This is a genomic window from Nonlabens arenilitoris, from assembly GCF_002954765.1.
Classification (GTDB): Bacteria; Bacteroidota; Bacteroidia; order Flavobacteriales; family Flavobacteriaceae; genus Nonlabens; species Nonlabens arenilitoris.
Genome location: NZ_MTPW01000001.1, coordinates 2,742,394 through 2,763,698 on the forward strand (window position 1 = coordinate 2,742,394; position 21,305 = coordinate 2,763,698).

At 33.5% G+C, this 21,305-nt stretch carries 27 protein-coding genes and 1 tRNA gene; 7 read left to right on the plus strand and 21 right to left on the minus strand.

From position 1 onward, the window contains the following. The first annotated feature begins 28 nt into the window (after positions 1-28). Positions 29-556 (plus strand): peptide-methionine (S)-S-oxide reductase MsrA, encoded by a 528-nt coding sequence (gene msrA / locus BST92_RS12180; protein WP_105071706.1) that lies wholly within the window; start codon positions 29-31, stop codon positions 554-556. Here the strand turns inward: msrA and BST92_RS12185 are convergent, their stop codons facing one another. Beyond that, on the minus strand, positions 557-853 hold the full coding sequence (locus BST92_RS12185; protein WP_036579092.1) for a hypothetical protein: 297 nt from the start codon (positions 851-853) through the stop codon (positions 557-559). A 53-nt stretch (positions 854-906) separates the two neighbouring features. Next, positions 907-1,503, minus strand: coding sequence for a GTP cyclohydrolase I FolE (folE, locus tag BST92_RS12190; RefSeq protein ID WP_105071707.1), 597 nt, complete (start codon positions 1,501-1,503; stop codon positions 907-909). Between the two features lie 241 nt (positions 1,504-1,744). Between folE and BST92_RS12195 the strand changes: the two genes are divergently transcribed. Next, positions 1,745-1,818: transfer RNA gene (locus BST92_RS12195), tRNA-Arg, on the plus strand. Positions 1,819-1,993: 175 nt separating this feature from the next. On the opposite strand, the gene BST92_RS12200 is transcribed toward BST92_RS12195, so the two are convergent. From BST92_RS12200 to BST92_RS12250, 11 genes are all read right to left on the minus strand, one after another. Further along, positions 1,994-2,371 carry a nuclear transport factor 2 family protein gene (locus BST92_RS12200; RefSeq protein WP_105071708.1) on the minus strand — a complete coding sequence of 126 codons (378 nt, stop codon included), beginning with the start codon at positions 2,369-2,371 and terminating at the stop codon, positions 1,994-1,996. A gap of 4 nt (positions 2,372-2,375) precedes the next feature. Continuing rightward, positions 2,376-2,879 (minus strand): DUF6787 family protein, encoded by a 504-nt coding sequence (locus tag BST92_RS12205; RefSeq protein ID WP_170061751.1) that lies wholly within the window; start codon positions 2,877-2,879, stop codon positions 2,376-2,378. Positions 2,880-2,893: 14 nt separating this feature from the next. Then, a complete protein-coding gene (locus BST92_RS12210) occupies positions 2,894-3,301 on the minus strand; it encodes a DUF6146 family protein (protein ID WP_105071710.1) in 408 nt (135 codons plus the stop codon). Positions 3,302-3,396: 95 nt separating this feature from the next. After that, entirely contained in the window at positions 3,397-4,035 is a 639-nt protein-coding gene (locus BST92_RS12215; protein ID WP_105071711.1) for a DUF937 domain-containing protein, read from the minus strand. Positions 4,036-4,192: 157 nt separating this feature from the next. Then, on the minus strand, positions 4,193-4,696 hold the full coding sequence (locus BST92_RS12220) for a TlpA family protein disulfide reductase (protein WP_105071712.1): 504 nt from the start codon (positions 4,694-4,696) through the stop codon (positions 4,193-4,195). 367 nt (positions 4,697-5,063) lie between these two features. After that, a complete protein-coding gene (locus BST92_RS12225; protein WP_105071713.1) occupies positions 5,064-5,693 on the minus strand; it encodes a hypothetical protein in 630 nt (209 codons plus the stop codon). Positions 5,694-5,713: 20 nt separating this feature from the next. Beyond that, positions 5,714-6,250, minus strand: coding sequence for a tubby C-terminal domain-like protein (locus tag BST92_RS12230; protein ID WP_105071714.1), 537 nt, complete (start codon positions 6,248-6,250; stop codon positions 5,714-5,716). Between the two features lie 392 nt (positions 6,251-6,642). Further along, the gene (locus BST92_RS12235; protein ID WP_006795068.1) at positions 6,643-7,506 is read right to left on the minus strand and encodes a sigma-70 family RNA polymerase sigma factor; all 864 of its coding nucleotides are present in this window, start codon (positions 7,504-7,506) and stop codon (positions 6,643-6,645) included. A 371-nt stretch (positions 7,507-7,877) separates the two neighbouring features. After that, positions 7,878-8,276, minus strand: a complete 399-nt coding sequence (locus BST92_RS12240) for a hypothetical protein (RefSeq protein WP_211292495.1) — start codon at positions 8,274-8,276, stop codon at positions 7,878-7,880. Further along, positions 8,273-8,836, minus strand: a complete 564-nt coding sequence (locus tag BST92_RS12245) for a hypothetical protein (RefSeq protein ID WP_105071716.1) — start codon at positions 8,834-8,836, stop codon at positions 8,273-8,275. The genes BST92_RS12240 and BST92_RS12245 overlap by 4 nt, the downstream gene beginning before the upstream one ends. 70 nt (positions 8,837-8,906) lie before the next feature. After that, positions 8,907-9,422, minus strand: coding sequence for a VOC family protein (locus tag BST92_RS12250; protein ID WP_105071717.1), 516 nt, complete (start codon positions 9,420-9,422; stop codon positions 8,907-8,909). 119 nt (positions 9,423-9,541) lie between these two features. Between BST92_RS12250 and BST92_RS12255 the strand changes: the two genes are divergently transcribed. After that, positions 9,542-9,850 (plus strand): winged helix-turn-helix transcriptional regulator, encoded by a 309-nt coding sequence (locus BST92_RS12255; protein WP_105071718.1) that lies wholly within the window; start codon positions 9,542-9,544, stop codon positions 9,848-9,850. Between the two features lie 99 nt (positions 9,851-9,949). On the opposite strand, the gene BST92_RS12260 is transcribed toward BST92_RS12255, so the two are convergent. The 5 genes from BST92_RS12260 to BST92_RS12280 all read right to left on the minus strand — a co-directional run bounded on the left by BST92_RS12260 (position 9,950) and on the right by BST92_RS12280 (position 13,655). Beyond that, positions 9,950-10,138, minus strand: a complete 189-nt coding sequence (locus BST92_RS12260; RefSeq protein ID WP_105071719.1) for a hypothetical protein — start codon at positions 10,136-10,138, stop codon at positions 9,950-9,952. Positions 10,139-10,143: 5 nt separating this feature from the next. Beyond that, positions 10,144-11,202 carry a nucleoid-associated protein gene (locus BST92_RS12265; protein WP_105071720.1) on the minus strand — a complete coding sequence of 353 codons (1,059 nt, stop codon included), beginning with the start codon at positions 11,200-11,202 and terminating at the stop codon, positions 10,144-10,146. Positions 11,203-11,208: 6 nt separating this feature from the next. Then, complete coding sequence (locus tag BST92_RS12270; RefSeq protein ID WP_105071721.1) at positions 11,209-11,745, minus strand: IS1096 element passenger TnpR family protein; 537 nt, start codon at positions 11,743-11,745, stop codon at positions 11,209-11,211. A gap of 148 nt (positions 11,746-11,893) precedes the next feature. Beyond that, positions 11,894-12,943 carry a COX15/CtaA family protein gene (locus BST92_RS12275; RefSeq protein ID WP_105071722.1) on the minus strand — a complete coding sequence of 350 codons (1,050 nt, stop codon included), beginning with the start codon at positions 12,941-12,943 and terminating at the stop codon, positions 11,894-11,896. Positions 12,944-13,028: 85 nt separating this feature from the next. Continuing rightward, a complete protein-coding gene (locus BST92_RS12280; protein WP_245910927.1) occupies positions 13,029-13,655 on the minus strand; it encodes a tRNA-(ms[2]io[6]A)-hydroxylase in 627 nt (208 codons plus the stop codon). Positions 13,656-13,758: 103 nt separating this feature from the next. Between BST92_RS12280 and BST92_RS12285 the strand changes: the two genes are divergently transcribed. Continuing rightward, positions 13,759-14,121: a nuclear transport factor 2 family protein gene (locus BST92_RS12285; protein WP_105071724.1), complete on the plus strand. Its 363-nt coding sequence runs from the start codon at positions 13,759-13,761 to the stop codon at positions 14,119-14,121. 18 nt (positions 14,122-14,139) lie between these two features. Here BST92_RS12285 and BST92_RS12290 read toward each other — a convergent pair whose 3' ends face one another. Beyond that, positions 14,140-14,565: a MarR family winged helix-turn-helix transcriptional regulator gene (locus tag BST92_RS12290; protein ID WP_105071725.1), complete on the minus strand. Its 426-nt coding sequence runs from the start codon at positions 14,563-14,565 to the stop codon at positions 14,140-14,142. 186 nt (positions 14,566-14,751) lie between these two features. Here BST92_RS12290 and BST92_RS12295 point away from each other — a divergent pair, with 186 nt between their 5' ends. Continuing rightward, the gene (locus tag BST92_RS12295) at positions 14,752-15,327 is read left to right on the plus strand and encodes a porin family protein (protein WP_105071726.1); all 576 of its coding nucleotides are present in this window, start codon (positions 14,752-14,754) and stop codon (positions 15,325-15,327) included. A gap of 113 nt (positions 15,328-15,440) precedes the next feature. On the opposite strand, the gene BST92_RS12300 is transcribed toward BST92_RS12295, so the two are convergent. Then, positions 15,441-16,343: an aldo/keto reductase gene (locus BST92_RS12300; protein ID WP_105071727.1), complete on the minus strand. Its 903-nt coding sequence runs from the start codon at positions 16,341-16,343 to the stop codon at positions 15,441-15,443. Between the two features lie 151 nt (positions 16,344-16,494). Between BST92_RS12300 and BST92_RS12305 the strand changes: the two genes are divergently transcribed. Together BST92_RS12305 and BST92_RS12310 are read left to right on the plus strand one after the other, a co-directional pair. Further along, complete coding sequence (locus BST92_RS12305; RefSeq protein ID WP_105071728.1) at positions 16,495-17,139, plus strand: SDR family oxidoreductase; 645 nt, start codon at positions 16,495-16,497, stop codon at positions 17,137-17,139. 172 nt (positions 17,140-17,311) lie between these two features. After that, on the plus strand, positions 17,312-19,858 hold the full coding sequence (locus BST92_RS12310) for a phosphoenolpyruvate carboxylase (protein WP_105071729.1): 2,547 nt from the start codon (positions 17,312-17,314) through the stop codon (positions 19,856-19,858). 104 nt (positions 19,859-19,962) lie between these two features. On the opposite strand, the gene BST92_RS12315 is transcribed toward BST92_RS12310, so the two are convergent. Then, positions 19,963-20,541, minus strand: a complete 579-nt coding sequence (locus BST92_RS12315) for a pentapeptide repeat-containing protein (RefSeq protein WP_105071730.1) — start codon at positions 20,539-20,541, stop codon at positions 19,963-19,965. Between the last annotated feature and the right edge of the window lie 764 nt (positions 20,542-21,305).

A 21,305-nucleotide genomic window follows, 5' to 3' on the forward strand; every position in this document is an offset into this window, starting at 1 on the left:
TGTAAATTAACTTGCTTAAAAAGCAATTATGGATATAGCAATTCTAGCAGGTGGATGTTTCTGGTGTACAGAAGCCGTATTTCAAAGAGTTAAAGGAGTAGAGGAAGTAAAGTCTGGTTTCTGCGGTGGACATATTAAAAACCCAGCTTATAGAGAAGTCGTAACCCAACGTACAGGTCATGCCGAAGCTGTTAAAATAACCTATGATCCTAAAATTATTAGTTATAAAGAACTATTGATGGTGTTTATGGCGACTCATGATCCTACCACGCTGAATAAACAAGGACATGATGTGGGAACGCATTATCGTAGTGCCATTTATTATACAAATGAACAACAACATGAAATTGCCTTGCGGTATATTAAAGAACTCACTGATCAACGTGTTTATGAAAATGCTATTGTTACAGAAGTAGCGCCAGCAACACCATTTTATGATGCAGATGACATACACGATGACTATTATAATAATAATCGTTTACAAGGCTATTGCCAGTATGTAATCGATCCTAAAGTGCGCAAATTAATGACGCAATATGCAGATTTTGTAAAATAATTATGATTCTACATCGATCACTTGTTTAGGGTCTTCTTTTTTAATGACATAAGTGTAGATCCACGTGATTGTAAACGTAGGGATTACATCTAATCCTGGAACTAATTCTTCAATAGTGGTAATAATTCCAGCGGTTACACCAGTTTTTCCTGGATAAAGTTTTGTCATTAAATAACCTGCAACTGGAGCCCAACCTATATCGGTAAACTCACCTATACCAGGAATGATATAAGAAGCCATACCGACTAAGTCAAAGATGATTCCGAAAATAAGTTTAGAGCGTTTTGATTCAAACATGTAATTATAATTTAACTACTTAAAGATAGTCAAATAACGTTCCAAAAATGAATCTAGTGTAGTTTTGCCGTAATCAGTTTTAGGAATTCGTTACGTGTTTCTACTTTTTCAAACTGTCCTCTGAAACCACTGGTGGTAGTGACACTATTTTGTTTTTGCACTCCACGCATCATCATACACATGTGAGAAGCTTCAATAACAACGGCAACACCCATAGGTTTTAAGGTATTATGAATACACTCCAGTATATCGTGTGTTAACCTTTCTTGAACTTGTAGTCTACGAGCAAATACATCTACGATACGTGGGATTTTTGAAAGTCCTACGATATGTCCATTAGGTATGTAAGCGATATGAGCCTTTCCAAAAAAAGGTAACATGTGATGTTCACATAAAGAATAGAGCTCTATGTCTTTAATGATAACCATGTCATTATAATCTTCAGCAAACATGGCGCCTTTCAGAATTTCTGCAGGATCAGAATCGTATCCTGAGGTTAAGAATTGCATCGCTTTTGCGGCACGTTCTGGAGTTTTAATTAATCCTTCGCGTTCTACGTCTTCACCTATATTTTGTATGACTTCTTTGTACTGATTTTTTATATCCTCTGTCACTTCAATGTTGTACTCTTCAAAAACTCTGTAGGGCATTTTTTAAAATTTTGAGTAAAGTTACATCATATTTGTTTAAGTAAATCAATATTTTGTTAAACATTACGTTTGATATTATCATTTTAAAGTGTGTAGTTATAAAATGAAAATCATTGAAATATAGGGTTGTGCAGTTGTAATTTTAAAAAGTATTTAAAAAGCTTTAATTTTTTAAATAAAATAGAGAGAGAGGTTGTAAATATATATATATTTGCAACCGCTTAGAAATTAAGCAAGATTAGGTCGCGTAGCTCAGCTGGATAGAGCATCTGCCTTCTAAGCAGACGGTCACAGGTTCGAATCCTGTCGCGATCACTACTTCACAAAGATATTGTGATTTATAATTTACAAATCCTGATCAACATGTTGGTCAGGATTTTTTAGTTTCAATAAGTCGAGAAATATTTATATGGTTTAATAAAACCGCACAAACTAAACAGCTTTAAGAATTTGATAATAAGTTTTTAAGTTTATTTGATGTCTGTATATCTTAAAACATGGTATTAGGATTAGCAGCGGTTTTAGGAATCTGTTGTATAGCATCCCAATGCTCACATATTTTACCTTCCTTATCAAATCTAAAAAAGTCCATAGTCACATATTGATCATCATCGGGCCATATTTGATGCGTGTGTAGTGCTACTAAATCATCTTGTGCAATAGCTCTTACAAATTCAATAGACTTATCTGGGTATTCTATTTGCATTCTCTCAAAATATTCAATAAATCCATCTATGCCATCGGCAACATCTGGATTGTGCTGTATGTATTGATTACCTACATACTTTGCTATAGCTTCTTTAGGATTTCCTTCATATGCCATTTTATAAAAAGCGATGGCATTACGTTTATTAAGTTCTAGAGACATTCAATTATAATTTAACACCAAATCTTGCTAACATCTTTTTCTCAAAAGCCCAGAAGAATTTAAATTGACCAAAAATCCATCCCATAACTACTAGTAGTACTTGATAAATAGGGAAGATAATTATAAGCCTCAATGGCCAGAAAAACCATCCAGACATTGATTCTCGATCAATACCTATAAGGTCTAGCAATGGAGCAGATAATCGAGCCGATGCTGATCCTGTAATTGCAAACACAATAAAGATTGCAATCATTTCCCAGCGGTTTTTAATATTCCATTTTTTAATAAGTTTTGGGAAAACCCACATACAAAACCTATAAAAGGCATAGGCCAATACTAGAGTGATACCATAAATAAACAAATATTCATAAATCACGTCTTCAAAAGTGGAAGGCATGATACGAGAAGCTACAAAATAGCCACAAGCTAATAAGCCTATGATACCTAAAATTGGAAAAATGAGTTGCCAGTTACGGGTAATATCCCAGTTATCTTTGAGTGTTTGCATAGTGCAAAAATACACTACCGCAACTTCTGTCCATATCGTTTTTCAAAGAAAAGAAAATAATTATACAGTAGATAATTGACTTCATAACCATAATCTACATTTCGATCATAGTCGATACGCCATACGTATAGGTCTGGACTATAGTTGATAGAATTGTTAACTCTTAAATTGTATTCTCTTACATAAAAATCATTACGCAGTTCTAAAGTACTTTGTGAATAAAAACCACGTGGTGGTTGTGTGACCAGCCAAGAGTTAAAGCCTGGTTCTATAATAATAACCTCATACTCTAGACTATCATTTGCGATACGCAAGGTGTCAGTTACTGATCCGGTAGCATTATTATTGTTCACAGCAGGCTGGTATGAGTTGCAGCTGATAATAATTGTGAGCAATGCTATAAATAAAAAGGTTGTTTTCATGTGGTAAAAGTACCTACACAAAAACAACCTTGCACGCCATAACTCGTCTATACTATATATGGATGAGTCTATGACCTGTTTCATTGAGTTAATAATTATTTTCCAAATAAACCTCCTAGAAGTCCACCTAGTCCACCTTTTTTCTTATCTCCACCTAGTACCATTCCCGCTACATCATCGATGATACTACCATCACCATCTGCATCTAGAATTTGCTCGATGAAAGATTGATCATGCGTTCCAGATTGTCCTAGTACTGATCCCAGTAAATCACCGATTCCGTTTTGATCAACATTAGAAGCTTGTTTTTGCTTACCTAAAACACCCATAAGTATAGGTGCAGCTATTTTTATAATTTGGCTTACAGAATCCATGTCCATTCCACTAGATTTTGAAAGTGCATTTTCAACTTGTGGTTGTTTAGTACCTAAAACATGTCCTAAAATCCCAGCACCATCCTGTAATAAGTCATCTGGGCTACCAGCTCCATCGCCAAAAAGGCCACCTAACATATCTAAAACACCACCACTATGACGTTGATCACTTAACGCATTATTTAATGCGCTTGCACCTTCTGGTGTAGAAGCATTGCGTTGCATCGCTCCTAAAATTAAAGGCATTGCCTGTGAGAGTACGTTTGCAGTTTTATCTGCTGGTTGTCCAGTTTTTTGTGCAGCACCATTAATAAGTGTTTGTCCTAGATCTGATTGTAATAAGTCTAATATTGAAGCCATTGTTGTTTAATTAATTTAGGTTAATAATATGTAAATTACGATATAATAAAGCTTTAATTCCATTTTGGAAAGTCTATTTCATTTCGCTTTCGCGAAAGCGTAATTAAAAGCCGACGAAAAGCATTGATTAAGGTTAAATTTTGCAGGTGTTTTAACTTTAGTCTTTTCTTTTTTTATAGTTGGTTATATGCTTGGATATAACTTCAGAGGTCAGTTCATTTCCTGCTAATAAAGGGTAGCCTTCCCATACTACTATGCCATCGGGATCGATTAATATCGCATGTGGTATCGCTTTTACTTCTAATACTGTTTTCATGCGTTGTTGAGAATCTATAGCGCTGTAATATTCTATTTTTGGGTTGCGCTGTCTTAATATTTTTTCTCTAGATTCATCACTAATGCCAATAACTACCAAATCATCCTTAAATTCTGTTTGAAATTCATTTAAATCTGGAATCGCTCTTTTACATGGTGCACACCAAGTAGCCCAAAAATCAACTAAAATAAATTTCCCCTTCATTTCAGGTTGACTGGAAACCCATTCCTCTACTACCAATTGTGGTGCAGGTTTATGAAGAAATGATTTTGCCCACATCTTTTTCTTTTGACCATGACATGTAATGCTGAATAGGGTAAATGCTATGATAATAAGATGTTTCATAATGTATAGGCTTTAGTTGTATAGAATATTTAAAGATACAAAATCGAGAAGTGTAAGAGCTTGATAAATTATTTAAGATGATTAGATTATAATCATTAAACTATTAACGGATGTTTAAATATTTAAAAGTATAATAACCTATAATTAGCCCAAAAGATATGGTGACTATTAAATTTAATGAGGTTAAATTAGGGATGATTGTATGAGCTAGAACCAAAATCATAAAACAGTTCCGAGACGACAATAGAATTATGGAAAAATTAATAACACGGATCTGGAATGAGGACATTGTGTAGCCAGCTGTAATTGAGAACAAACATCAAAACAGCACCTAAAAACATAAAGCTATATTTTAATACAAGCTTTTTCATTTCCAAAATCTCCACCACTTTTTTTCTGCTTTTTCAGTATGATTTTTTTTGGTTTCTGATGGTGCTCTATGGTCAATAAATTTTAAATCATTAAAGTTATTCTTGCCACCTAAAAGGATAACATTTTCATTTAATAACCACTGTTCGACTTCGTTAACAGCTTCTATTATGGATGGATAAAATTCATTAATAAGTTGATTTTGCTTGAACGTAGTTAATTCGTTAAAATCATAGGTTCCATATTTCCCAAATGGATAGTTCATGTAAAAAGAGTAATCATAAGCAAGTTTGCTCATAAACGTGTATCCATAATAATCTAGATTATAAAAATTTTCAATGAATTTATAATAATCGCCTTTACGTTGCTTTACACAGTCTAATTGATGTAATAATGACCAAGTTTCAAGCTGACTTATCGATATTTCTTTAGAAATCAGATTCTTTAAATCTTGATAAGCTGTTTCACTTTTATAATTCAAGTCTAAAAAATCAAAATAAGCATTTGCAGATAAATATTCCTTAAGTTCTTCAGATTGATAAACCCATTGTTCAAATTCTGCTATCGACGATTCATTCATCCATACTTTGAATAAACGTTCTTCGATTTTATTTGTGGTTATCGGCATAGATTAATAGATTTTAAACATTAAGGAATCCATTCATTGTCTATTGGTTGTGTTTTACCAATTTGCCCAAAATCAAAAGTTAACCCAATTCTCTTATCATTACCTATTTTTAAGCTAAAGATCATAGCAAATATAATCTCAATATCCTCGGGACTATTGGTTTCAATTTTAATTTTATCTCTGTAAATATGTTCAACCAGAGCTTCATCAATTACTGCTATTTGAAGGTCATTTTTAAAAATGGATTTCTTTCTTCCTTTATGAATCTTAAGACTGTATTTAACACCATGATAATAAAGTTCGTATAAATTATGCCATCCATTTTTACTCTCTAAGAATAAAGTTAGCCCAATATTTTTTTTAATGCTCGCTTTAAATCTCCATTTCCAAATAGAAAAATGCGTTTTAATAGTGTATAAAATTGAACCTTCTAAGTCTTTAACAACACCTATGCAACTACCTAATAATGTGTCCCAACGAGCACTTAGAAGTTGTTCACCACTTTCTTCTTCATATAATTTAAATGAATGGCCTATGTGGGTTATAATGTAAATCATTTTTTAGTAAAAGTTTTATCTAAACAATTAATGCAAGGACAATATTAGTTGCTCTAGGAGAATGGATTGTATAAGGTGAGTGATCGACATCAGTAATCATCGATGGAATAGAAGTTTCTAGATTCAAAACATCGTGCGATGGGGCAGAGCCAGTAAATCTAAAATATGGACTTTGATAGGAAGGAAAAAATCAAAAATAATTATGGTATTTACAAGTAGAGCAAGGAGTATTTTAAAGCATTTTTTTTAACAACATAAATCTACAACATAATTCTGTTTCTCACACTTGCTTTAAAAGATGTGCAGGGATAGATAAATTGTATTTACATTAAAAAAATACCCCATAAAAAAAGCGCCCAAGAGGCGCTTTTAGTAAATTGTGTAGGGACTGACTACCCTAAATATGACTTAAGGATTTTACTTCTTGAGTTTTGACGCAATCTTTTGATTCCTTTTTCTTTAATCTGGCGCACGCGCTCACGAGTTAAATCAAAAGTCTCACCGATTTCTTCTAAGCTCATAGGCTGTTGATTTCCTATACCGAAGTATAGCGAAATAACATCTGCCTCTTTTTGCGATAGTGTCTCTAGTGCGCGAGTAATCTCAAGTGTAAGAGACTCATGCATCAACTCTCTATCCGGATTAGGCGACTCACCACTACGTACAACGTCGTAAAGGTTAGAAGTTTCTCCTTCTTTAAGAGGTGCATCCATCGATACGTGACGACCTGCGTTTTTAAGAGACTGCTTCACGTCACTTACCGTCATGTCTAGCTCTTTTGCTAGTTCTTCTGGTGAAGGTGGACGCTCGTGCAATTGCTCAAGATGTGAAAATGCCTTATTAATCTTGTTAATAGATCCAATTTTGTTTAAAGGTAAACGCACGATACGTGACTGCTCTGCTAGTGCCTGAAGAATCGACTGACGGATCCACCATACTGCGTATGAGATGAATTTAAATCCACGAGTTTCATCAAATCTTTTGGCAGCCTTTACAAGACCTGCATTACCTTCATTAATAAGATCTGGAAGTTTAAGCCCTTGATTTTGATACTGCTTAGCCACAGAAACCACAAAACGTAAGTTTGCTGTAGTTAGTTTCTCAAGAGCTCTCTGATCACCTTTTTTAATAAGCTGTGCAAGTTCCACTTCTTCCTCTGCAGTGATTAGATCAATTTTAGAGATGTCTTGTAGGTACTTATCCAGCGATTTAGACTCACGGTTAGTAACCTGCTTGGTGATTTTGAGTTGTCTCATTTAATGTATAAAGATTAAAAAGTTAAAAGGTGCATGACAGCTTTTGTCATACAAAATAATAGTAGCAATAATCATACCAAAACAATGATTCCTGACACTTATTCAGACCAGTAATAATGCGAGATACGCTACAATTATTTAGTCGTAATAACGTGTTTTTTGTTACAAATATTGTTTTAATATTTTGCTTTCGCGAAAGCGTAAACATCAACAACACTTGATATATAAGGTATTCACAAATGATAAATATGTAGGTTTTATTGTTAAAATAGGTTTAATGAAAGATAGCATAAATGATAAAAGTTTATTACAATTTAATCATATAAGAGGTTATTATACCACTCGTTTACACGGCATATTGTTAATTCTAATTATTTGGATTTATTAAATCTTGAATATATAGCCGCTAATCCTAAACTAGTAAGTAAAGCAATGCCAGCGATGGTGCCTAGTGCACCTCCATATCCACTAAAGACGTCACCTTTATGCAGGTAAATGAAACTGAATAATAAACCAGCTAATACCAGCTGAAAAACACTTACATTAGTTTTATGCGAAACCATACCTATAAAGGAAGCTCCTATAAAAATAAGAGGTATTTGTGTTGTAAGGAATGGATCAATTAAAGTAGGGAAAAGGTGAAAAAAAACCGCAACTATAAGAGACAATATTGCAGATGCTCTGACAGCACCTTGTTTTAATTGATAGCTTACAAAATACGTAAGTACACTACCTGCCACACCAGTCAGGCAAAGAATCAGATCGTTCATGTAGTGATCCAATTTAAAAACGTTATAAATACCACACTAGCAAACGCGATCGTGCCTAATTTACCTCCTATACCTAAGAAAATATTTTTAGATAGCATAAGAAATATACCTGCCAGAATTCCTGCAACAACAACAAAGCTAAGGGATGATAAAATTAATTCACTAGACATTCCTATAAAGGTGCCACAATAAATAGGGACAGGAAGTTTCTTTAAATAATTTGATTTTTTATTAATTAATGGTAAATATGACGCAGCAGTACCTATAGCACCAGCTGCAATCACAGGACCTAGATTTAAATGTACATTTATAAGAAAACAAAGTAAGGCACCTATAGGGACCCATATGACCACGACTATCTCTTCATATTTAAAATCGTCGTGATGTAGATCTAGGTATTTATAACCCATTAAAAGAAGTAACGCAATACACCCTAATATCATTAAGGCAGTAAAATTGCTGATTTCAAATTTATCTTTTATTATCCATGCTAGAAATAGAAGCTGTAACAGCATTACTATCATAATCATAAAAAATCTAATCGCTTTATGTCTCTTCATTAATGAATTTTAGTAATGCAACAAATATAAAGCGATTAGAAAATAATGAGCTTTAAAGTATATCTTGTATTTAATTACTTGAGTACGCGCCAGAAGAGTAAGTCAACTCATAACTATGAGTGTATATTTCAAATACAATCCCAAATGGATCCTCAACATAGCACATTTTAAAAGGCTTATGATCTGGGTAATAAGATCTAATAGGCATTCTTTGTTTGCCGCCATAAGCAACTATTTGCTCAATGAGATTTTCAATTTCTGGATCTTGAACAGAAAAGTGAAATAATCCCGTATTAAATGGTTGAAATGCTGGAGCTTCTTTTACACCATGCGAGAAAGAAAATAATTCTATACCAATTCCATCAGAAGTGGCAAGATGTGCAATTTCAAATTCTTCCCAGTCATTACCAAAGACATCAATGCACATTTGACCTATCGCGGTTTCTTTTTCTTTTTTTACGAGAGAAGGTTCCATAATAACGTACCATCCCATAACATCAGAATAGAATTGAACTGCTTTTTTAATATCAGGTACGGTAATCCCGATATGTGAGAATGCTCTAGGGTATTTTTTATCTGTTTTCATAAATCAATAATTTCATTCAAAATTAATTTATATTTGCCTTACAGGCAATAACTTACTATAAAGTAATATACATTACTAAAAGAGTTAATTGCTTATTTTCAACATTTTACAATTTAATTTTGAAGAAAGAAATTACATGTCCGTTACATTATACCATGACATTAATAGGTACTAAATGGAAACCCTTAATCTTATTTCATTTAATAGAAGGACCTTTGAGGTCTGGTGTTTTACAAAAACATATTCCAGAAATTTCTAATAAGATGTTTACCCAATCTGTAAGAGAACTAGAGAAAGATGGATTAATAAGTCGAAAAATATATCCAGTTGTTCCTCCTAAAGTAGAATACGAGTTAACTAAAAAAGGTTTGTCGTTAGAGTCTATTTTAAAAAGCCTCGATCTATGGGGTAGTGAGCATTTCAAATAAACGGATAGGAATTAATTAAAATCTTACCATAAAAAAACCGCTTCCTAATGTCTATTGAACATCGGGATGCGGTTTATTTAAATTTATTGATTCAGAATTTCAGATTTTAGGCTGACCTTTTATCAATCGAGCAGCAACTAGTACTCCAATTAGAATAGCTATGATAAGTCCAGTATAGGGACTTTGATTTGCTTCCCAGCTTAGATCATCCCAGTTCATACGAGAAATATGAACACCTATTAGCACAATTACCACCACTAGTAATACATATGCAAAATTCTTTTTCATAACAATTATTTTTTCTCTTCGCGGTTGAAGTACACAAGGTAATAATACATTTGCTTTTCTTCATCCCAACCTTTTTCAAGGTATTTTTCTGCACTTTCAGGATTGGTAAAGTCCATTTTAATCTGCACGTGTGTATCTAGATTGATTACACTTTTAATTCCTTTACGAGCGGCACTTACAGCAGTATTTGAAATAGGGAAATTAGAAACGTCTTCAATACTGTATTTAGGACCTTTTTCAACCTTATAGTTTCTAAACTCAGGTATCAACTCTGGATTGTCTAGTGTTTCATTTAAAAAAGCACTTTCTTCAAAATCATCATTTTTTGCAAAATAGTTCATTGAACGATTCATAAACATGACTTCTTCCTTCTTATCCTCAGCAGGTAAAACAACTTCTTTTGCAAAATCCTGACAGAATTTTAAATACTTCTTAGTAAAAAAGTTCTCATCTTCAAAAACATCTACTCCTAAGAAACTCTCTAACCAGTATTTTGCATCATATCGGTTAGAATCGACAGATAAAATTTTATATCCTGTTTCTTCTTCAGTATTAAAGATAATCGCTCCTTTATCTAGTTTATTAAGATTTACACCTTGTTGTAATAGGATTCTTAAATCATCCTCGCCTTCTTCAAACTGTAGGAAGTCTTGCTTTAATTCACTTTTAAAGATTCCTATCGCATCTACTTTATTATTATCTAGCATGACATTATCTAAATAACATACGTATAATTCACCACTTCTTATATGTGGATGTACACTTTGTTCATATAAATGCTTTGCAATCTTTTTAGAATTATCAAGTAAAGATGCTGGAGTATTAAAAATAGATTTTGCTAGTGCGTACAACTCGTGAAACTCTAGATCTTGCTCGTGTGTAAAGCTATAGTAGGTTTCTTCTTTAGACCTGAAAGGTTTCAAGAAATACTCTTTTAAAAGTGCATGTAACTCATCATCCAATGGTGTAGTTACAGCAGACGTAAGTAACATCTCGCCTTTATTCTTATTACCTACACGATGCAGTGCCAGTTGTTCAATACGTGTGTTGAAAAGGTTGATCATAATGTTTTAGTATAGGTCGTAATCGTCAAAAGTTTGTTCATCATAAAAATCGTCATCGCCATCATCAATATCACCACGGTATTCTTCATCGCCATCTGTTTCGTCTGCAAATCGTGGATCAGCTTCAAACTCTTTGTCTGGTGCACTATCTGGTAATTCACCTATAGAGAAGATGACTTGTGGATAAGCGGTGCCGTCTTGTGGTCCAGCAACTTCGGCCAGTTCAATTAAGAAGGTCCACATACTTAAAAAATCATAAATGTAAACCAGTTGTGGCTGTGATTTACTAACTACTTCTTCTATGGTAGTTGTCGCCATCGTGCGTGAGGCACTACTGCCTTCACTCATGTCAAAGAGGCTGAACTCTTCATTCTGGTTCCATTCTTCATCACTGGCATAGAAACTAGCCATTTCATCTCCAGGCAATTGAAAACTTTGTGTCAGTACATTGTGAAAGTCTTCTAAGGTAGCGCTACCTTCAATTTCTATATCACGGAAAACATCTTGTGTAGCATCTAGAATAGCTCTAAATCTATAAATCATTTTTTACTTTTTAAGGTGGGCAAAGATACGTTTATCCTACTGTATGTGGAAAATGATGTATGGTAAATATAGATGTTTTTTATACGCTTTCGCGGAAGCGTAATAAACAAATCCTAATTGATTCATTTTAATACTAGTCGCAAAGGCTTTATGATTTTATCGCATTTTTCAAGCGCATCATTAGGTAAAATTGCAGCCCTAAAATGATAGAGGCTAGTACTAAATGAGCCGCTTGAGAACCAAAAGGGAAGTCCACATAATTCATCAATACTCCAGTAAAAATAGTGATAAGAAACAAGGCAATTAACCATCCATAATAAGGTCGTGGATGTCCTATTGTTTTAATAGCTTTATAAACAAACCAAGTATGTAACACTAGTAATAAAATAGAAAAAGAGCGGTGAATTAAAAATACCGCAGGAGCATTTTCTTCTAACCATATTGATTGAAATGGATAGCCCATTTCATCTATCATGTGATCTAAATACTGTCTTACTTGTGTACCTAGTGCAACTTGCACCAGTGTTAAGATAATAAGCAGTATGGATACTTTATAAAACGATTTACTGGATTGATACCTATGATCAGTAGGTTGTACCTCATGTAATAAATAGATTAATAGACCTACTATTAATAATGCAACAATCATGTGAATGGTAATTAACACAGGTGATAATAAAGTGTCAACTACAATTTTACCTATCACCGCTTGAATTAACATAGCTAGCAATGCGACGATACTTAATATGGTAATCTTTTTGCGGTCTTTCCAGTACTTTAATGAAAATATACACATAATAAGTACTACTAATCCGCCTAGTGCACCTATTAGTCTATTGACATATTCTGTCCAGGTATGATAGACGTTAAAAATAGCATAGTTGTGTTTAGTATACGGTTTCCAGTCAGCAGAATTGTAGGTGCTTTGCGCCATAAAATCTGTTATGGCAACTCTCAATTCCTCTTCATGGATAATTACCATACCTTTTTTATATGGAGTATCTGGAGAGAATTCTAACTGACTTTCTTCAGTAGGTGGAATATAGTAACCAAAACATTTAGGCCAGTCCGGACAACCCATTCCAGATCCGGTCATGCGCACAACAGCCCCAGCGATAATAATTAAATAGATAACGGCAATACTCCATCGTAAAGCGACACGATAATTTCTATCTGTAAAAAGGGCTGTTGTACTCAATTTTTAATATGTTGTGGTATTAATATGGTCGTAGGATTTATAAAACCTTGCTTGTACAATTCTATACTTCTTGATATTTCATTTATTAATGAAGTCTATCACCACGTACCTCTAGATCGCCTATAAAGCTTGCTTCATAATCGAGCCAGTAGTTCCATCGTTCCATAACATCATTTTCTGGGAAATGCATTTTTGCAAGCTTTAGAAAGAGTTTGTAATGAGAAGCTTCGGCCACCATAAACTTATAATAGAAATCTTGTAATTCTTGATCTTCTAGATTTTGCCACAATGTTTTAAAACGTTCACAGCTGCGTGCTTCTATCATCGCACAAATCAAAAGTTGATCTAGAAAATAACCATCACGGCTTTGGCCTTTTTTCTTTCCTTTAACCAGTTTCTTAACATACTCATCTTGACGCTGAAGTCCTAGTTCTAAGCCGCGTTTTTTAAGCATGGCTATTACCATTCTAAAATGTCCCCATTCTTCAGTGACTACAGGAGATAGATGTTCTACAATGCCTTCACGCTCTGAATATTGCTGGATCAATGAGATAATGTTACTGGTAGCCTTTTGTTCACAAAAAGCATGGTCTGTCAGAATATCTTGTAAGCTAATGGTCGAAATATCTGCCCATCGTGGATCTGTAGGTAATTTAAGCCCTAAAGTAAATTTCTTTTCACCTGTCATTTTCATACTACAAAGGTCGTTCATGCGGTCTAGATGGGCAAGAATCTTTTAATGATTTCATGATATAGGATATGGAAATTAATATGATTATTTTTTAACTTTAAACCATTAACCAAACTATTAAATCATGACTACAGAGCAAGTTGCAAATCAATTAGTGGCTTATTGCCGCAACAATGAAGAATCTAAAGCTTATCAAGAATTATACAGTCCAGAAATTACTAGTATAGAAATGGTAGAACCTATGAAAGAAGTTCAAGGTTTTGAAGGGCTGGCTAAAAAAGGTGAGTGGTGGAAAGAGAACTTTGAAGTTCACGCAAATGAAGTTTCTGAACCATTAATTGCAGATAATCATTTTACCGTACGTTTCTGGATGGATACCACACATAAACCTAGTGGACAACGCACTCAAATGAATGAGTTAGCCGTCTATGAGGTTAAAGATGGTAAAATATGGAGAGAACAGTTTTTCTATAACACAGGAGAATAATGAAAATGTAAAATAGTTCTAGAGTTTTGATAAATACTCTAGAACTTGTTTTACTTGATTTTCATCTAGGTTATCTATTAATGCTAATTCTCTAGCATCAATATCTGCATCAAGGTTTTTTAAAACTTGTAAACCTTTATCAGTTATAGTTATTTCAATCTGCCTGCGGTCAGATGGGCATTGCTTGCGCTTTACATAATCTTTACTAATCAACTTATCGATAACTCTAGTAGTATTACTGTTAGAATGTATCATTTTACTACTTACTTCTTGAAGGTTTGCAGCTTTACCTTTACGACCTCTTAAAATACGCATGACATTAAATTGCTGTATAGTAAGACCTTCTTGCTTTACTATCTCACTAACAGATTCTGTCATTTCAGTTCCTTTTTTAATTAAAGTAGTAACTAAACGTCTTGCAATGGGCATTTCAGCATCTTTCATACACTTACAATATTAATAGAGGGAATTATTGTAATAACAAACTTAATATTGTAAGCTTTAAATTGTGTTAAGTTCTTACAAAAAAGTACACTTTAGTTAACTATTATTTCAACTGTAACAATCGAGAGAATAAAGTATCTTTATTATGCGTTTTAATGATTGAGTATAAATTAAAAAAGAAGAATTATGAAAAAGATTTTTATTGCAATTATGTTTTTAACAGCAGCTGTGGTACAGGCGCAAGAGGATGGAGGTTTTGGGATTAAGGCAGGATTGAACTATGGTTCAAATGGAGATTTATCTCAAAACGGTCAGACGATCATCGATAATCCCGATGAGAATTTTGGGTACCACTTTGGAGTTTTCGGTAAAATAGATCTCGGACCTATATATTTAAGACCAGAGTTATCTTATACCGTTCTTAATAGTGACTATGATAACAGTGCTCTTGAAGTTAAAAAACTAGATGCTCCAGTATTAGTTGGCTTTCAAGTTTTAGGCCCATTACATGTGTTTGCTGGTCCATCATTTCAATACATTTTAGATACAGAATTAGAAGATGTCGATTTGCAAGACGTAAAAGAAGAGTTTAGTATAGGATTACAAGTAGGTGTTGGTGTTAACATCGGTAATCTAGGAATTGATGTCCGTTATGAAAGAGGTCTATCAGAAAATGAAGCCGAATTTACCAATCTAGGTCAATTGGGAACCTTAGATACCAGACCACAACAAATTATTGTAGGGCTGAGTTTAAATTTATAGATTTGATTAATGTCTCATTACGCTTTCGCGGAAGCGTAATGAGAATTATTAATCAAGCAAAAATAACTTTACTGATTCACTTAAATATCTTACTAGATGTGGTAGAACTAACTTTAAGCGACTTCAGTACCTAATGATGCGGTATAAATGTCAAACCATTGCTCAAGACTTAAATGGGTATTAACAGAGTCAATGGCCGTTTTTAAACGCTCAATTTTACCTGTTCCTATAATAGGAATGATGTGAGCAGGATGCATTAAAGTCCAAGCATAAATGATTTTAGATAAATCTGTTTCTTCAATTTGTGTAGCTACTCTCGAAATTGCGCTATGAATTTGCGCAGATTTTTCATCTTGTGGATTTAATAACGATCCACCACCTAGCGGTGACCATGCCATAGGTGAAACTCGCTTTTTTATTAAATAATCTAAGTTACCATTATCAAAATGTTCCAGTTGCCCAGGTGATATCTCAATCTGGTTGGTGACTAGTGGTTCATTGATATAAGATTGTAGAGATTCAAATTGTACTGGTGTAAAATTTGAAACGCCTAAGTGATTTACCTTACCACTAGTTTTTAACGCATCAAATGCGGCGGCAACTTCATTAGGATTAAAAAAAGGTGAAGGTCTATGTAATAATAGAACATCTACATAATCCGTGTTTAGATTTTTTAGTGATTGTTCTGCTTGTTGTATGATATACTCCTTACTATAATCATAGTATTTTAAATTACGATTAGGATACTTTGCACTCTTTAATTTGATACCACATTTAGTAATTAACTGCATTTGGGAACGCAGTGATGGTTCTAATTGCAGTGCTTTACCAAAACCAGCCTCACATTCATAATCTCCATAAATATCTGCATGGTCAAAAGTGGTCACGCCTGCTTCCATAGATTGCTTTATATAGGTCAACAGTTGCTGGTCTGACATGTCCCAATCTAATAATCTCCATATTCCTAAGACAATTCTAGATATTTCTAACTGTGGTGCTATTTTAACGGTATTCATCAATCTCTATTTTTAAGCTTTGCAAAGATAAGCAGTAACTATTGTAGACCGCGTAGGATAAGATCTTATAAAGCCTTGTTAATTACTACTAAACTAGAGTTAAACGGCCCAATAATCTTTGTGAAGGACTTAAACAGTGGTAAATTGAAGCATGGAAAATATATTAATAGCAGGTGCACATGGTACCACAGGAAAGAAAATAGTAAACCTTTTAAATCAATCATCTCAATACAATCCTATAGCAATGGTAAGGAAAGAGGAACAAGTTGATTATTTCAAATCACAAGGTATCGACACGGTGCTGGCAGATCTTGAAAAGGACGTTTCTCCAGCTTTTGATAATTCAATTGATAAAGTATTATTTGCAGCAGGTTCTGGAGGAAAGAAAGTTGTTGAGGTAGATCAAGAAGGAGCAAAAAAACTAGTCGATGCAGCAAAAAATAACGGTATTAAAAAGTTTGTTATGCTCAGTTCTCTAGGAGCAGAGAACCCAGAGGAAGCAACTGAGTTGAAAGAATATTTGCAAGCAAAACATAATGCAGATGAATATTTGAAAAGTAGCGGTCTTAACTATACTATTGTAAGACCTGGTTCATTAACTAATGATTCACTTACTAATCATATTACTTTAGAAAAAAGCTTAGGGAAACAAGGAGAGATTAGTCGCAACGATGTGGCAATGACTTTAACGACCTGTCTTACTGATAATCTAGCAAGTAATCAAACTTTTGAGATTATCAACGGTGATACACTCATTAATGAAGCTCTAGATAACCTATCTGTGACACACGCATAGTAAGTCGAGTATATAAATAGTTGAAATCCAGTTGTTATTTAAAACAGCTGGATTTTTTTATGCTCTATTTTTGTACAATCTGCTGCTATTAATCGCCATTATTCTGTCTTAAATATTCGATATTTACACAAAGAATGTGCGAGTTACGACCTTTCTCTATAATAAAACAACTATGCAAGATCTAGATAGAATAGCCGAGTTTAAAAAATCAGTCCAAAACAAGTTTAATATCTATAACAGCCTGTTTTTAAACTTGCCTTACAGTAATATTGAAAATGTAGGTATGTTGATACCGTTATTGATGGAGCAATCTCAAAAAGGCCTGAAAGAAGGACTTAATCCCAAAGAGATAATAGAAGCATTCTTTAATGGATTTGCAAACCTTCATACAGAGCAAGATCGTATTGACTTTATGTTTAGAATCATTCAGTATGTAGAGCGACAGGTCGTTTTATATGATAGTGTAGAAGATGCCGCCTTTCCTAAATTACAACAACACAGCAGTTCTTTATCTCTTAAGGACTATTTTCAATTAGTTGAAAAAAATAACTCTTGGGACGCGATAGAAAAGCAGCTCAATAACTTTAGTGCACGTATTGTATTAACCGCTCATCCTACACAATTTTATACACCAGCAGTTTTAGATATCATCACTAATCTTAGAACGCTTATCAATGATAATAATATAGATGAGATTGATGTCGCATTACAACAGCTAGGACTTACATCTTTAGTCAATTCTAAAAAGCCAACACCACTGGACGAGGCAAAAAATATCATACACACATTAAGACATGTGTACTATGACGCCATAGGCGAGATGTATACTCATATAAAGTCTAGTGTAGGAAATGCACAATTTGATAATCACGACATTGTAAAACTAGGTTTCTGGCCAGGTGGTGATCGAGATGGAAACCCATTTGTCACCGCATCAATTACAAAAGAGGTCATGAATGAGCTGCGTGTAACATTAATGAAATGCTATTATAATGAACTTAAAGAATTACAGCGCAAGCTTAGTTTTAAAGAAATACTAGATCCTATATCAAATTTAAAAAACAAGTTATATGAAGCCATGTTTGACGCTAGTATGCACCTAGCTTATCAGGACATCATAGAACCGTTAACACACATAAGGGAATTATTAGTCTCTAACTATCACGGACTTTATTTAAAAGATCTAGACCAATTTATCGATAAAGTAAAGATTTTTAAAACTCATTTTGCCACCATAGACATACGTCAGGATCATAGTATGCATACTAAGGTAATAGATGCCGTTCTTACAAAATATGGATATATTAATGAATCCATTGATGAGCTTACCCAGCAACAGTTGATTGATATATTACTACAAGAATCGATTTCCCTAGATCCAGATGATTTTGAAGAAGACATAGTAAAAGATACAATTATCAATATCTCGCAACTGTCTACCATACAAGAAAATAATGGAGAACAAGGCTGTAACCGCTACATCATCAGTAACTCTGAAGATGTAAATAGTGTTCTATATGTATTTGCACTATTCAGATGGTGTGGTTGGGCAAATAGAGACATCACCTTTGACATTATTCCATTATTTGAGACCATGAAAGGTATGGATGATTCTCAAGCAACTATGGAGCAGTTGTTTCAACTAGATGCTTATAGAAAACACGTTGCCTTTAGAAATCATAAACAAACCATTATGCTAGGATTTTCTGATGGCACTAAAGATGGTGGCTATTTAAAAGCAAACTGGTCTATTTTAAAAACTAAAGAAACCCTATCAAAAGTGTGCAATGATCATGGAGTAGCGGCCATATTTTTTGATGGTAGAGGTGGACCACCAGCACGTGGTGGTGGTAAAACACATCGCTTCTATGCGGCACAAACCAGTAAGGTGGCAAATAACGAGATACAGTTAACCATACAAGGGCAAACCATCACTAGTACTTATGGAACAAAAGAACAGTTCAAGCACAACAGCGAGCAACTTTTAACCGCGGGATTGTCTAATTCTATACTCGATAAAGAGATTACCATATCGCAGGACTCTAGATCATTAATTGAAGAGTTATCAGACTTAAGCTTTGAAAAATACGACGCACTTAAGCACCACGATAAATTCATGCCATATTTAGAAAATATGAGCACGCTTAAATATTATACAAAGGCAAACATAGGCAGTCGACCTGGTAAACGTGGTCACAAGGCAAAGCTAGAATTAACAGACTTAAGAGCCATATCATTTGTGGGATCGTGGAGCCAGTTAAAACAAAATGTACCAGGATATTTCGGTATCGGTACGGCATTGCAAACCATGCAAGAGCGAGGTCGTTTTGATGAGGTTACACAACTCTTTAAGGAAGTGCCTTTCTTTAAAGCACTGATGTTAAACAGTATGATGAGTTTATCAAAATGCTATTTTGAACTAACCAGTTACATGAAAGAAAATGCAGAATATGGTGCTTTCTGGCAAATTCTAGAAGATGAATATCTATTGTCCAAACGCATGTTGCTAGAGCTATCTGGTATGGAAATCCTTATGGAAAAAGAGACCATTTCTAGAGAGTCCATTAAAATAAGAGAATCCATTGTACTACCATTACTGGTCATACAACAGTATGCTTTACAAATGATTGCACAGCACAACGAGTATCAACCACAATATGAAAAAATTGTAACGCGTTCTCTTTACGGTAATATTAACGCGAGTAGAAACTCTGCTTAAAATGTTGCTCTAGATAGTTATGGATACGCTTTCGCGAAAGCGTAATTAAAATAAAATAGAGAATAATGTAATTATAGAAATTTAGGAAATAGCAATGATAGTTATCAATCAGAATCTATAACAATACTGTAGCTAGTAAGTAGACCTTTGATAGTTTCTAGCGTAAATTTTGCACCATTTATTTTATTCATCTCTGGATCGATTGTGAAATTAACGGTGCTTCTAAAGTCAACTTTCTGTAAGTTACATTGCTTAAAAGTAGCAAGATGTAAATCACAGTCCTTAAATATCGAGTTACTGAGATTACATTCTGTAAAATCAACTTCATGAAATTTTGAGGCTGTAAAATTAGTTTTGGCGAGATTTTTTTTGAAAAATGAAGAATAATTTAATTGACATGTATCTATGTTTATTTGAAATCCAAAATCACTGCTTTTATCAAATGACATACCTAACATTTTACAATTCTTAAAGGCTACATTTTGAAAACCTGTTTGCTTAATTAATGCCATACTTAGATTACAATTATCAAAACAGCAATCAATAAAGTGAATACCGGATAAATCAGAATTTGAAAAATTACAATTTGAGAACTTACAATTTTCGTATTCTCCTTTTGGTAGACTTTTATGTGTGAAGTCTTCTTCTTCTAATGATAAGTCTTCAAAAAATGTTTCTTCCATTATGTAGTTAAGTACGGTAGGTTATAGGGTTGTCGTGGTACGTTTTTCTTTCTTTCTACTATATAATTGGTAGTATTTTATTTAACCAAGTAATTTCTTCAAGAGAATTTTTATTTTCAAATAATGCATTTATTAAGACTGTATCTGAAAAACATCCTAAACAATTATAAACCAGTATTGACAATAGTATTTTTTATATAATTTGTTCGACTACTCTAATTACTTTCTTTTGATATTCACTTTTATTTTCAATAATATCGTTAAGTATCTCTTTCAGTTTTTACCTTATAATTTTTTCAGCTATTCGGTTTGTATTCTATTGGTTTTAAATCAATTCCTCGATCTGTTATTGATCTATAAATATATGGGATAAGTCTAAACCTGTACTTTGTGTTATTAACTTTATCTTCTTCTAATAAAAAGTCATGAAGTAAAGTAGTAAGGTAATAGCGGTCTCCATTATCAAAGGTCAAATCCCAATATCCAAAATCAGAGAAAATTGTTGGAATTCAATAGTTTTGGTCATTTACATTTTTCCAATATTTTCCCATATTGTATACTGAATATTTGACTTCATTCAGCGAATATTCTTTAGTTATTCCGTTTTCAATAATTGAAATTTTATAGGAATCTTGTCAACAGAAAATTTCGTTTTTTTATTGTTTTTATAATAGTTTATTAAAAGATAAATTGCTGGTCCGTTAAATAGAATAAAAAAATGTCCAATTGTAATTAGAATTACAGTCGGATTATAAATGTTAAAA

Excerpts from the sequence above, each read along its gene's own strand:
- msrA (WP_105071706.1), top strand. The coding sequence starts at position 29 with ATGGATATAGCAATTCTAGCAGGTGGATGTTTCTGGTGTACAGAAGCC.
- BST92_RS12185 (WP_036579092.1), bottom strand. The coding sequence starts at position 853 with ATGTTTGAATCAAAACGCTCTAAACTTATTTTCGGAATCATCTTTGAC.
- folE (WP_105071707.1), bottom strand. The coding sequence starts at position 1,503 with ATGCCCTACAGAGTTTTTGAAGAGTACAACATTGAAGTGACAGAGGAT.
- BST92_RS12200 (WP_105071708.1), bottom strand. The coding sequence starts at position 2,371 with ATGTCTCTAGAACTTAATAAACGTAATGCCATCGCTTTTTATAAAATG.
- BST92_RS12205 (WP_170061751.1), bottom strand. The coding sequence starts at position 2,879 with ATGCAAACACTCAAAGATAACTGGGATATTACCCGTAACTGGCAACTC.
- BST92_RS12210 (WP_105071710.1), bottom strand. The coding sequence starts at position 3,301 with ATGAAAACAACCTTTTTATTTATAGCATTGCTCACAATTATTATCAGC.
- BST92_RS12215 (WP_105071711.1), bottom strand. The coding sequence starts at position 4,035 with ATGGCTTCAATATTAGACTTATTACAATCAGATCTAGGACAAACACTT.
- BST92_RS12220 (WP_105071712.1), bottom strand. The coding sequence starts at position 4,696 with ATGAAACATCTTATTATCATAGCATTTACCCTATTCAGCATTACATGT.
- BST92_RS12225 (WP_105071713.1), bottom strand. The coding sequence starts at position 5,693 with ATGCCGATAACCACAAATAAAATCGAAGAACGTTTATTCAAAGTATGG.
- BST92_RS12230 (WP_105071714.1), bottom strand. The coding sequence starts at position 6,250 with ATGATTTACATTATAACCCACATAGGCCATTCATTTAAATTATATGAA.
- BST92_RS12235 (WP_006795068.1), bottom strand. The coding sequence starts at position 7,506 with ATGAGACAACTCAAAATCACCAAGCAGGTTACTAACCGTGAGTCTAAA.
- BST92_RS12240 (WP_211292495.1), bottom strand. The coding sequence starts at position 8,276 with ATGAACGATCTGATTCTTTGCCTGACTGGTGTGGCAGGTAGTGTACTT.
- BST92_RS12245 (WP_105071716.1), bottom strand. The coding sequence starts at position 8,836 with ATGAAGAGACATAAAGCGATTAGATTTTTTATGATTATGATAGTAATG.
- BST92_RS12250 (WP_105071717.1), bottom strand. The coding sequence starts at position 9,422 with ATGAAAACAGATAAAAAATACCCTAGAGCATTCTCACATATCGGGATT.
- BST92_RS12260 (WP_105071719.1), bottom strand. The coding sequence starts at position 10,138 with ATGAAAAAGAATTTTGCATATGTATTACTAGTGGTGGTAATTGTGCTA.
- BST92_RS12265 (WP_105071720.1), bottom strand. The coding sequence starts at position 11,202 with ATGATCAACCTTTTCAACACACGTATTGAACAACTGGCACTGCATCGT.
- BST92_RS12270 (WP_105071721.1), bottom strand. The coding sequence starts at position 11,745 with ATGATTTATAGATTTAGAGCTATTCTAGATGCTACACAAGATGTTTTC.
- BST92_RS12280 (WP_245910927.1), bottom strand. The coding sequence starts at position 13,655 with ATGAACGACCTTTGTAGTATGAAAATGACAGGTGAAAAGAAATTTACT.
- BST92_RS12285 (WP_105071724.1), top strand. The coding sequence starts at position 13,759 with ATGACTACAGAGCAAGTTGCAAATCAATTAGTGGCTTATTGCCGCAAC.
- BST92_RS12290 (WP_105071725.1), bottom strand. The coding sequence starts at position 14,565 with ATGAAAGATGCTGAAATGCCCATTGCAAGACGTTTAGTTACTACTTTA.
- BST92_RS12295 (WP_105071726.1), top strand. The coding sequence starts at position 14,752 with ATGAAAAAGATTTTTATTGCAATTATGTTTTTAACAGCAGCTGTGGTA.
- BST92_RS12300 (WP_105071727.1), bottom strand. The coding sequence starts at position 16,343 with ATGAATACCGTTAAAATAGCACCACAGTTAGAAATATCTAGAATTGTC.
- BST92_RS12305 (WP_105071728.1), top strand. The coding sequence starts at position 16,495 with ATGGAAAATATATTAATAGCAGGTGCACATGGTACCACAGGAAAGAAA.
- BST92_RS12310 (WP_105071729.1), top strand. The coding sequence starts at position 17,312 with ATGCAAGATCTAGATAGAATAGCCGAGTTTAAAAAATCAGTCCAAAAC.
- BST92_RS12315 (WP_105071730.1), bottom strand. The coding sequence starts at position 20,541 with ATGGAAGAAACATTTTTTGAAGACTTATCATTAGAAGAAGAAGACTTC.